Raw genomic sequence first — 12,238 nt, 5'->3', positions numbered from 1 at the left:
TTTTAAATTGTAAACATTGAATAAACCGGTTTTTTAGTTTATTTTAACATATCCAGAATGCGCATAGGATATATGGACTTTTCAGACAAAAGATATCATTTCTCAGAATGATCCCACAATGGGAAAAAGGTGATTTGGATCCAGTTCGAAAAAAACGCTGAAATGATTGCCTGTCTGCGGTCGCACACCAAGGCACGCTGGTCGGCCTCCAATAAAAAATGGTATGTGACTGATAACCGCTTCCACCGCCAGCTGTTCAATATGCCCCTGGAAATTACCGGAAAAGCGGTACTCACCCAAATTCATCTCCTCAATCTTCCGGAATACAAACGCTTCCAGGAGCACCTTCTGCTTAAGGGTTACAGCCTGAATACCGCCCGCACCTACAGCACCGCATTTGCTCAACTGCTTTATGTTCTCAAAAGTCATCCTGTGAAAGACCTTACCCCGGAGCGGCTGCGCGCCTACTTCCTTTACTGCCATGGGAAACTTAAGCTTTCAGAAAGCGAAATTCACACCCGCATCAATGCTGTGAAATTCTATTTCGAACAGGTACTGCACCGTGAACGTATGTTTATTGACATACCGCGGCCTAAAAAGAAGCAGGCCCTTCCAAAAATGCTCACCAAAACAGAAGTAAGAAAAATTATTGAGGTCACAGAAAACCCCAAGCACCGGCTTATACTGCAGGTGTGCTACGGAATGGGGCTGCGCGTAAGCGAGGTCGTGGCGCTTAAACTTACGGACATTGACAGCAGCCAAAAACTGGTGCGCATAGAACAGGGAAAAGGCAAAAAAGACCGTCTGACCCTTTTGCCTGAAAGCCTGCTTACCGATATGCGGAACTACTACCTGGAGTACCGGCCCAAAGTCTACCTTTTTGAAGGGCAGGCGGGCGCTGCGTATGCTGCGCGGTCGGTACAGGCCGTCTTTAAAAAAGCCCTGGAGAAAGCCGGAATAAAGAAAAAAATAGGCATCCATGGGCTACGCCACAGCTTTGCCACCCATCTGCTGGAAACCGGCACCGACATCCGATTCATCCAGGATCTCCTGGGGCACAGTTCCCTGAAGACCACCCAAATCTATACACACGTTACCGACCTTTCCAAAGCGCAGATCAAAAGCCCGCTGGACTATTTGTGACACGTTTTTACCATGAGTTCTTCGGAGCAATAGGGTATAGAAGTAATAAAACCCGCTGTTGCGGATTTGTACTCCGTAAATCTTACCAAGAATGAGAGAAAGACACTTGTGATAACTTATCTTCATTACAAAATAATTCCAAACCGCCACCCGGCGGTTTTTTTATTCCAAAAGCGTACTTTTGCTGCATGTCTAAAAACAGAAGAAAAAATCAGATACTCGAAAATATTCAGCTTGTTTCCGCCGGTGCAAAAGGCGTGGCCATAGGCCGTACCGCCGAGGGCAAAACCGTGCTCGTGTCGGGCGCAGTTCCCGGCGACCGTGTAAATGCGCGCGTGAAAAAAGCGAAATCCAACTACTTTGAAGCCGAAACCGTAGAAATACTGGAACCTTCCCCTTTCCGTGTGGAGCCTAAGTGTATTCATTTCGGCGTATGTGGTGGGTGCAAGTGGCAGAACCTGTCCTACGAGAAGCAACTGGACATTAAACAGGATGAGGTCTTTAACCATATTAAAAGGATTGGTGGGCTCGAAGATTTCGAAACCCTGCCTATTCTGGGCAGCGCCGAGCAATATTTTTACCGCAACAAAATGGAGTTTTCATTCTCCAATGCGCGCTGGCTTACCCAGTATGAAATAAGTTCGGAAGAGAATTTCGGCAGCCGCGATGCCCTGGGCTTTCATATCCCCGGAATGTGGAGCAAAATCCTGGACCTGAAGGAATGCTGGCTTCAGGAACCACCTTCCAACGACATCCGGTTGGCAGTCCGCAACTATGCCGCTGTCAACGGTCTGGATTTTTTTGATGTAAAAAGTCAGGAAGGTTTCCTGCGGACCTTGATGCTGCGCCAAAACTCGATGGGGGAGTGGATGGTACTTTTCCAGCTCTTCCGTGAGGAAAAGGAAAACCGCGAAAAGCTTTTCGAATTTTTGCTCAAGGAATTTCCCCAGATTAAAACTTTGGTTTATACCATAAACAGTAAGCAGAATGACTCCATTTATGACCAGGAAGTCATAACCTACTTTGGTGACGGCTTTATAATGGAAGAAATGGACGGCCTGAAGTTCAAGATTGGGCCCAAATCCTTTTTCCAGACCAATTACCGCCAGGCGCTTGAGCTGTACCGCAAGACTCTTGAATTTGCCGACCTGCAGGGCCATGAAGTAGTGTATGACCTTTACACAGGTACCGGAACCATTGCTCAGTACGTGGCCCGCAATGCAAAACAGGTCATCGGCATTGAGTCCGTACCCGAAGCTATTGCTGCGGCAAAGGAGCATGCGGAACTGAACGGGCTTTCCAACTGTACCTTCTACTGCGGAGATATGAAGGATATTTTTAATGATGAATTCCTGGCCAACCATCCACCGGCAGATGTACTTATTACCGACCCGCCGCGCGACGGTATGCACCAGAAGGTGGTGGAGCAGATCCTGAAACTTGCTCCTCAGCGTATTGTCTACGTAAGCTGTAATTCGGCCACCCAGGCCCGGGACCTTGCCCTTATGAAAGACCAGTACCGTTTGGTGAAGATCCTTCCGGTAGATATGTTCCCGCAGACGCACCATGTAGAGAATATTGCCCTCCTGGAGCGTATATAAATGTCAGCATTTGCAGTCGGTTTCAAAGCCGGCTGTTTTAGTATTATTTTCTATCTTTAGCCAGATAAAAAATTTGATGATTCTTAAGAACTTATTCATACTCACCCTTGTAACTTCAGCCTTTTCGTTTTCAGGCGCGCAGGAACGGGATACTGTTGTAGTGAAAACAGACACCGCTGCCGTAAAAAAGCCGGATACTGCTGCAAAGGACAAAAAGAAAGAAACTGTAAAACCATATAAGGACGTCATTACCTCTAAAGCCATTTCGGATGCCGGAGCCATCACCGTTCATAAGGTAGATGAGAAATATTACTTTGAAATTCCGGATAAGGTTCTTGCAAAAGAATTTCTTCTGGTTACCCGTCTTACCAAGGCTGCCGCAGGTATGCGTTCCGGAACCACAGGTTATGCCGGCGACCAGATCGCACAGAATCTGATCACTTTTGAAAAAGGTCCGCAGGACAAGCTTTTTGTACGCTCAATTTCCTATGCCGACTACGCTGCTGACTCCACTTCCCAGATGTACAGTTCGGTAATGCGTAACAATATGCAGGCAATCATACATGCCTTCGACATTAAAGCCTACGGTAAGGACAAAAAATCTTTCGTTGTAGAGGTTACCGATTTGGTGAACGCGGACAATGAACTTGTTTCCTTTGATGCTGGCATGAAGAAGAGGTTTAAGGTAGGAGCTTTTCAGAAAGATAAATCATTCATCAACTTCATAAAATCCTTCCCCACCAACCTGGAAATAAATACGACCAAGACATTCGCAAGAACATTGGGCGATGTTACATTCCCGCCGGGCGTAGAGAAACCTACAGTAAGCGGAAACTATACGGTTGAGATTAACTCCTCTCTTGTTATGCTGCCTGAAAATAAGATGCAGGCCCGATACTTCGACCCCCGCGTTGGATATTTTACCGTGGGCTATACAGATTTCGACCTGGACCCGCAGGGAGTAAAGAGAGTATCGCTGATCAAAAGATGGAGACTGGAGCCTAAACCTCAGGACCTCGAAAAATATAAAAGAGGCGAGTTGGTGGAACCTGCCAAGCCTATTGTATTTTATATTGATCCGGCCACACCGAAGAAGTGGGTGCCTTACCTTATGCAGGGCGTAAACGACTGGCAAAAGGCTTTCGAAAAGGCAGGTTTTAAAAATGCCGTGTATGCTAAGATTCCAAATGCAAAGGAAGACCCGGAATGGAGTCTGGAAGACGCGCGTTTCTCGGCTATTGTTTACAAACCCTCTGATGTTCCCAATGCCTCAGGGCCTTCAATTTCCGACCCTCGTACCGGTGAGATTCTGGAAAGCCACATCAATTGGTATCATAATGTAATGAACCTTTTGCGTAACTGGTATTTCATCCAGGCGTCGCCAAATAATGAACGTGCGCGCAAAATGAATTTCGATGATGAGCTTATGGGAGAACTGATCCGTTTTGTTTCAGCTCATGAGGTAGGTCACACGTTGGGACTGAGACACAACTTCATCTCAAGTGCGGCGGTACCGGTAGAAAAACTCAGGGACAAAAAATGGCTGGAAGAGAATGGCCATACCCCCTCCATTATGGATTATGCCAGGTTCAACTATGTAGCACAGCCGGAAGACAGGATTCCGGACAGTGGTATCATGCCCCGCATCGGCGACTATGACGACTGGGCCATCGAATGGGGTTACCGTCGTTTTTATCAGTTTGATTCGCCGGAGAAAGAAAAGGAATATCTGAACAAATGGGTCATGGATAAAATGAAAAATCCAAGGCTTTGGTTCGGTACCGAAAGCAACCCCTTCGATCCGCGTCTGCAAAGTGAGCAGATTGGGGATAATCCTATGCTGGCCGGAACCTATGGTATTAAAAACCTGGGCCGAATTGTTAAAAACCTGGATGAATGGACCGCTACGCCTAATGAAGGTTATAACGACCTCAGCATGATGTACGATCAGGTGACTTCGCAGTTCAGCAGATATCTGGGGCACGTTTCAAAATATATAGGCGGACAGATGGAAACGCCTAAATCGGTGGAGCAGAAAGGTCCTGTTTATGAAGCAGTACCGCGTAAAGACCAAAAGGAAGCTCTGAATTTCTTAAGCAGAAACATATTTGAAACACCTGAGTGGCTGCTGAGGAATGACATATTCGACAGGACAGGCACCTCACCGGTAGAAGTAGTGGAGCGGCTTCAAAATTCTGTGCTGAACAGGATATTGAGTACAAGCGTACTCCAGATGATGTACCAGACACAGGCTGTGGAAAATAATGCCTATCCTGTGGCGGAATATATGAATGACCTTAAAGCTGAAGTGTTCCGCGGCAAACCGGATCTTTACCGCAGGAATCTGCAGCGTAATTATGTGGAATCCATGGTTGCACTGCTGAATGCCAAACCCTCGTCCGGTGCAGGTAGACCCGGCAGATCAGTTGCTGTTTCAGATAATTCCGATGTAAAAGCGGTTGTTCGCGGTGTACTGAACGAGCTGAAAAACGAACTTACTGCAAAATCAGGAGCAGATACCATTACCAAATACCATTATGATGACCTGGTATTCCGTTTGGAAAAAGCCCTTAATCCACGAAGCTGATGAAGTTTTTTCTTACAGTACTCACTTCCTTACTGCTGCTGATTTCATGCAGTACAGATGATGACGTGTGTACAGGAGGTGAAGGAACTCCCAGGGTAAAGATAAAATTCAAGACATTTGCCACGGGCAAGCCCCGCACACTTGATTCCGTGTTTGTGGCGGTGGATTACGGTTCCGGTCCTGTGACTGTAGTTCAGAATACGGTTAAGACAGACTCCCTGCTGTTGCCGCTTCGCGTGGAGGACCTGCCTTTTACCGATGTCTTCGTAGCAACATCCAGGACGGGTCCTGTGTCGCGTGTACGGCTCAATTATACAACGAGCACTGAATATGTATCGCCGGCCTGCGGAATAAGGAGATTATATACTGGCCTGTCTGCCGACCTTCAGCAACCCGATCCTGTGTTGGGAGTTGAAACTGCTCAAAATGAAATAGTAAATGAAAGCAAAACTCACCTTTTCCTTCTTTTTTAGTCTTTGTTCACTCGCTATTTCTGCGCAGATGGCGGAACCTGTGGAAAAATCAGGATGGAAGTACAGTCCCAATTTTGTTGTTGGGGTTGATGTGCTGGGTGCCGGTCTTTCATTCTTCGGCGACCGAAAGCTGTTTCAGGGTTTTGTATCGTCAAGGCTCAATAAGGAACTTCATGCGGTAGCCGATGCAGGGTTTGAAACAAACAGCTACATCAAGAACGGTTACGATGCTGAGGTAAGTGGTCCTTTCATAAAACTCGGCACCTTATACAGGCTGATGAAGGATCCTGAAAACGCTCTGAACGGTTTTTATGTCGGGGGAAAGGCCGCAGCTTCATTTTACAGACAGGAATACCGGTCCGTGCCTGTGAGGGGTTTCGGCGGAAGTTCGTCTTCCGTGGCTTTCCCGCCATCATCGCAATCCTCTTATTGGATTGAGGGTTATGCCGGCGGACGGGTGCAGCTGTTTGACAGTAATTTTTATATTGATGTAAATGTGCAGCCAAAATATGTCCTGTATTCAACTACACAGGAAAATATTAAACCCATGATCATCCCCGGCTTCGGCCGCAGTTCCGGCAAATTTAATGTGGGATATATGTGGAATATTGCCTATTCTTTCTGATCATTTGTCTTTGAAGCTCTTTGCAACAGCAAAATAGAGATCGGCGAATTCTTTGGGTGGAGTTCCGGAATCAAAACTTTGGCTGCTGTACACTTTCCCCCCTGCAGTTATTTTAAGGTCCGCAGAAAAAGCTCCATCATAAAAGCGCTTGGTAGTGGGTGATTTATAACTGTCGAGTCCTGACAGTTTCTCAGCGGAGAGATGGTTGATAATGGCATTCCATTCCGCAGCGGACATTTTTTCATTTTTAACCTGTCTGTTTATTTCCACTATTTTGTTGGTAGGGGTGATGGTCACCATCCTTCGGGAGCCGCGGGTCATTTCCTCGAGTTCAATTTTCTGGATATTCAACCTGTTTGCAGCAGTGCTTACTGCTGTTTTATCTTTATTTTCAGTCTTCTTTTTCTGGGCACTGCACTGAAGCGTTATCAGCGAAAGAGCAAGGAGGAGGCTGGTTTTTAGGTAAGTCATAAAAATTCAGATTTTATATAAAATTATTCAAAAAATAGCTGTTTTATTTAAACTGTGTGTCTTAACATTAAAAAAAAGCTGTATTTTCGCAAATCTTAAAAATAAATTTAATTTTTTATAAAAGTACAACAAATTATGAGTAAAAGGTCTTTACTGAAATCATTCTTTCTGTCAGCACTTTTCATGGGTGCTACAGCGACGCAAGGTCAGAAGCGGACGAAAGCTGATTCAGATGTAGTTATTTTTGGCAAAAAATACACCAATAAAGAGATTCAGGAAAATCCGGCGGTGATAAAGTGTGCTACTACTGAATATGAAGCCAGACTGCAGTCCAGTGATCCCAACAGGATGAATGATGCACAGTTTGAAGCCTGGCTGGCGCCCCTGGTGGAGAAGGCAAAAGCAGATAAATCCCAGAATAACGGAATCATTACCATTCCGGTAGTTGTTCACGTAATCCATAGTGGTCAGCAGGTTGGCTTCCAGGCAAATATTAGTGACAATCAGGTGATGTCACAAATTGAGGCTATGAATAACGATTTCCGGAAGGTTTTTGGGACCAGAGGTGAAAATTTTGACCCGGTAGGTGCAGATACAATGATACAGTTCGCCCTGGCAAAGGTAGACCCGAACGGAAACCCTACCAATGGTATAGACCGCGTAAACCTTTGTCAGACTTCGTGGAATCCTGATGATGTAGATACCAGAGTGAAACCTCAAACAATATGGGATCCTAACTCCTACCTTAATATGTGGACAGTCAACTTTTCAGTCCAGGGTCTTTTGGGTTACGCGCAGTTTCCGAGCGGTTCGGGACTGGCTGGTATGCCAGGCAACGGAGGTGCCGCCGATTCTGACGGTGTAGTTGCAGGTTACAGAGCGTTTGGCAGTTCAGATTATAATGACGGAAGCTTTAACCTTATGCAAGGTTCAGATCTGGGCCGTACCATGACTCATGAGGTAGGTCACTTTCTGGGACTGAGACACCTGTGGGGCGATGGCGGCTGTACGGTAGATGATTTCTGCAACGATACACCAAACTCCTCCAGTGCCGGAAACGCTCAATATAACTGCAATGACTTCCAGGATTCCTGTCCCTCCAGTCCGGGATTGGATATGGTTCGTAACTATATGAACTATACCAATGACTTCTGTATGAATATCTTTACCAATGACCAGAAGGCCAGAATTGTGGCAGTAATGAACAATTCCCCAAGAAGAGTGTCATTGAAAACGTCTACAAAGGATGTTCCTATTGCACTGTTCCCAAATGACGCTGAAATTAAAATTGAAAATGTATGCGGAGGAACTGCCTGTGATGTAGTGGTGAATCAATTCAAACTTACCATTTATAACCGTGGAACTTCACCGCTTACTTCAGCAGCAATTAATTACAGCTATAATGGTGGTGCAAGCCAGGTACATAACTGGACAGGCTCACTGCTGCAGGATAAGTTTAGCACGATAACGATAACTGTCCCAGCCGGCACTGTTTTAAGTAATGTTTCAGCTAGTATTCAGACTGTAAACGGAGTTGCTGATCAGCGCGCTTCCAACAATACTGCTACCAAGTCCTTCGGAGCACCTGTTTATCCTTTCAGCACAGTAGTTTTCAGACTTCAGCAGGATATGTATGGTGATGAAACCAGCTGGGAGCTGAGAAACGGTTCCGGTGCCATCCTTTATTCCGGTGGCCCATATTCAGACACATCCCCGTCCATTCCGGCTCTAATTACTGAGACCTGGAACCTTCCTTTAGATAACTGCTATACATTCCAGATTACGGACAGCTTCGGCGACGGCATCAACAGTGGATATGGTGCAGGCTATTTTGATCTGAAGTCTCAGGACGGTACCACTGTTATATACAGTGGAGGTTCATTTGAGGATGAAGAGAGCGTTACCTTCAAGCTTAGTTCAAACCTGGCGACATCCGAAACAGAGCAGGCCCAGTTTGAAGTTTACCCTAATCCGGCAAAAGATGTGCTGAATGTGACCAAGGTTTCCAGCCGTGCGCTTTACACTATATACAGCTCCATCGGGCAGGTAGTGGCAAAGGGTAAGGTACAGGATAATAAAGTAAATGTTTCCGGCCTGGCTACAGGTGCTTATATCATTACCGTGAACGACGGTGAGTTTTCAGGAAACGTTAAGTTTATCAAGAAGTAAATAACTTCCTTTCCAATAGTAATATCCTCAATTTTTTTGAGGATATTTTTTTTGTAAATTATCGGGTATCAGCTTTTGCCTAAAGGCAGGCGGGACAATAATGCAGACTTCCTGACTGTGTAGAAGTATTGGAAATGAGGTGGTTTTATGCTAAAGTTTTACTGGATTAAATGCGCCTAATTGTAAAAAAATAATTAATTTTGTTCAAATTATTTAATGGAATCATGAAGAAACTATTTACGTTTATGGTTCTCCTGGGTTTGTCTTCCGGAACTTTTGCGCAGTGGAAGAAGGCACCAATCAAAGGAGACAGAGTAATAAATGCACAGACAAAGGAGGAATTTTATGTGCTGGATATGCAGCAGATTAAATCGCAGTTAGTAAATGCGCAGGAATCCGGTAATTATGCTAAGCCGGTTGTTATTTCCATTCCGGTTTTGGGTGGAAAGACCGAAAGATTTAATGTATACAGCGCACCGGTAGTTGTGAAAGAACTTGCGGACCAGTACGGTCTTGGTTCTTATGCAGGTGTAGGTATTGATGATCCTTCCAAACTGATCAGATTCAGTGTGGCAGGAGACGATTTTCAGTCCTCAATCGAGGCCAATGGCTATTACCAGTTTATAACTCCGGCAGACAAGTCACAATCACTGTTTAAGGTTCATTCCAAGACCGGAAAAGCCGGGACTGACAGCTTCCTTTGTACTACTGAGGAAAACCCGATGGTGAAGAAGCAGATGGAACAGTTAATCAGTTCAGGAAAATCTTTTACACATAATCCTGGGGATTTTGCCAAAAGTTCCGATAAGAAATTCCGTACGCTGAGACTGGCACTTTCTGTAACTGCAGAATACACTAATTATTTCGGTGGAGTAAGCCAGGCGCTGGTACAGATGAATGCTACTCTTACAAGGGTAAATTTTGTATTTGAAAAAGATCTGGCGTTAAGGTTACTTCTGCAAAACTATCCTCAGCTTATCTATACCAATCCTGCCACAGATCCGTATGACAACTGGAATGCTCCTGCACCGGGCGGTATGGATGCCTGGAATGGGCAGTTACAGCAAACACTTACTAATGTTGTTGGCAATGCCAACTACGATATCGGTCACCTTTTCGGACAGACCGGAGGTGGTGGAAATGCAGGGTGCATCGGTTGTATCTGCGTCAATCCAACTGCTTCTGTGCCTAACGGTAAAGGATCCGCGTACACCTCACCTGGAAGCGGCCAACCTATGGGAGATGCATTCGACATTGATTATGTAGCCCATGAAATGGGACATCAGCTTGCCGGAACACACACATTCACCCATCAGATTCAGGGTGGTGGAAGCAGCATGGAGCCGGGATCCGGATCTACCATTATGGGTTATGCCGGAATCACTAACCAAAATGTTCAGAACCAGTCTGATCCTTATTTCCATGCAATCTCCATTCAGCAGATCCAGAACAACCTGATGTCCAAAGCCTGTGATATTGAGACCAATATTGCCAATAATCCGCCGGTGATCGCTGCTTTGCCGTCTTATACCATTCCTAAAGGAACAGCGTTTGTTCTTACGGCGAGTGCCACTGATCCGGAAAATGACCCAATGAATTATACCTGGGAGCAGTTTGATAATGGCTCATCCGCAACCACAGCTGCCAACCTTGGTACACTCACCACCGGGCCTTCGTTCCGCTCCATGCCTCCTACAACAAGTCCTACAAGATACTTTCCAAGACTGTCGTCTGTACTTGCAGGAGTTCTGAACAACAGTAACAACCTTTGGGAAGCTGTCTCCACGGTTGCGAGACCTCAAACCTTCCGTGTGACAGTTCGCGATAACCATCCGATATCCAACCAGCAGCAAACTCAGTTTGCCCAGCAAAGTATTACCGTTGGGGATGCAGGACCTTTCCGTGTGACATCGGTTACCGGCTACAACAATACAGCTGGTCCGTTAACCTGGGACGTAGCGTCTACCAATGCGGCTCCATATAATGTAGCCAATGTAAAAATTGATTATACTACAAATGATGGAACCACATGGGTAACTCTGCTGGCTTCCACACCTAATGACGGTTCGGAAAATGTTGTGTTTACCGGTATCCCTACGGGCTCCAACGTAAAAGTTCGTGTAAGTGCTCTTAATAATGTATTTTATGCAGTAGGTTCGTTACAGATTGGCCCGTTAGCAGCTTGCGACGGAACTGCACCTACCGGTGTTAGTGTATCAGGTGTGTCCGGCTCTGGTGCTACAGTTACTTGGGGGGCCATGAATGGGGCTACTTATCAAGTACGCTACAGAATTGTAGGGTCACCTACATGGACTACGGTAACAACTTCCAATCCAACAGTAACCCTTTCGGGACTGCAGCAGAATTCAAACTATGAGGTTCAGGTTAATGCTACCTGCAGCGGAACCCCGGGACCCTATTCACCATCCTCAACATTCTCTACTACTGTTGTAAACTATTGTGCCGCCGGAAGTCAAAATTCAAATTTTGAATATATTTCGAATGTTACTTTAGCTAATGTTAATAACAGCTCTGCTAACAGTACTTATACTAATTATACAACCAATCCCGCTTTACAGGTTAATTTAATTAAAGGCAACTCATACACGCTTTCAGTTTCAAAAGCATGGCTGGACAATAATCCGGACTATGATGCTGTATCTGCATGGATCGATTTTAATATGAACGGTACTTTTGAACAGTCCGAGCAGGTTATGACCTCACTGACCAGTACATTAACTCCAGTCACTTCTACATTTACGGTGCCAGCCTCTGCAGTTGAAAACCAACCACTCCGAATGAGGATAATTAATGTTTATATGAGCGCTTCCAATGCGGGTCAACCATTTAACAATCCTTGTCAACTTAATGGCTTTACGGGTGAAGTAGAAGATTATAACGTAGTTGTAACAGGTTCAATGGCTACAAGTGAAGTACAGGATTCCGGAGTGAAAATATACCCTAACCCTGCTACTGATGTACTGAACATTACAAAGGTTTCAGACCGTGCGGTTTACCAGATTCATAATATGGCCGGACAGCTTGTAAGCGGTGGTCAGATTAAACGTAACCAGGTTAACGTTTCGGGTCTTACTATTGGTAACTATATCATCAGTGTAACTGATGGTGATTTTAAAACCAGTATGAAGTTTATTAAGAAATAACACCA

At 45.3% G+C, this 12,238-nt stretch carries 8 protein-coding genes; 7 read left to right on the top strand and 1 reads right to left on the bottom strand.

Annotation, left to right across the window (positions count from 1 at the left end; all coding sequences use genetic code 11):
* The first annotated feature begins 162 nt into the window (after positions 1 to 162).
* The 5 genes from F7R58_RS10735 to F7R58_RS10715 all read left to right on the top strand — a co-directional run bounded on the left by F7R58_RS10735 (position 163) and on the right by F7R58_RS10715 (position 6,429).
* Positions 163 to 1,143, top strand: a complete 981-nt coding sequence (locus F7R58_RS10735; protein WP_158065471.1) for a tyrosine-type recombinase/integrase — start codon at positions 163 to 165, stop codon at positions 1,141 to 1,143.
* A gap of 188 nt (positions 1,144 to 1,331) precedes the next feature.
* A complete protein-coding gene (rlmD, locus tag F7R58_RS10730; RefSeq protein WP_158064913.1) occupies positions 1,332 to 2,744 on the top strand; it encodes a 23S rRNA (uracil(1939)-C(5))-methyltransferase RlmD in 1,413 nt (470 codons plus the stop codon).
* A 76-nt stretch (positions 2,745 to 2,820) separates the two neighbouring features.
* Positions 2,821 to 5,331, top strand: a complete 2,511-nt coding sequence (locus F7R58_RS10725) for a zinc-dependent metalloprotease (protein ID WP_158064912.1) — start codon at positions 2,821 to 2,823, stop codon at positions 5,329 to 5,331.
* Positions 5,331 to 5,804 (top strand): DUF6452 family protein, encoded by a 474-nt coding sequence (locus F7R58_RS10720; protein WP_158064911.1) that lies wholly within the window; start codon positions 5,331 to 5,333, stop codon positions 5,802 to 5,804. Before F7R58_RS10725 ends, F7R58_RS10720 begins: the two co-directional genes overlap by 1 nt.
* Positions 5,770 to 6,429: a DUF6048 family protein gene (locus F7R58_RS10715; protein WP_158064910.1), complete on the top strand. Its 660-nt coding sequence runs from the start codon at positions 5,770 to 5,772 to the stop codon at positions 6,427 to 6,429. Before F7R58_RS10720 ends, F7R58_RS10715 begins: the two co-directional genes overlap by 35 nt.
* Here the strand turns inward: F7R58_RS10715 and F7R58_RS10710 are convergent, their stop codons facing one another.
* Positions 6,430 to 6,900: a hypothetical protein gene (locus tag F7R58_RS10710; protein ID WP_158064909.1), complete on the bottom strand. Its 471-nt coding sequence runs from the start codon at positions 6,898 to 6,900 to the stop codon at positions 6,430 to 6,432.
* A 135-nt stretch (positions 6,901 to 7,035) separates the two neighbouring features.
* On the opposite strand from F7R58_RS10710, the gene F7R58_RS10705 reads away from it, so the two are divergent.
* Complete coding sequence (locus tag F7R58_RS10705; protein ID WP_158064908.1) at positions 7,036 to 9,069, top strand: M43 family zinc metalloprotease; 2,034 nt, start codon at positions 7,036 to 7,038, stop codon at positions 9,067 to 9,069.
* Positions 9,070 to 9,293: 224 nt separating this feature from the next.
* Positions 9,294 to 12,233 carry a reprolysin-like metallopeptidase gene (locus F7R58_RS10700; protein ID WP_158064907.1) on the top strand — a complete coding sequence of 980 codons (2,940 nt, stop codon included), beginning with the start codon at positions 9,294 to 9,296 and terminating at the stop codon, positions 12,231 to 12,233.
* Positions 12,234 to 12,238 lie beyond the last annotated feature (5 nt).

The sequence above is a fragment of the Chryseobacterium sp. genome, from assembly GCF_008831505.1.
Lineage (GTDB): Bacteria > Bacteroidota > Bacteroidia > Flavobacteriales > Weeksellaceae > Marnyiella.
The sequence above is the reverse complement of the archived record's forward strand: the minus strand, read 5'-3'. Positions and strand labels throughout refer to the sequence as shown.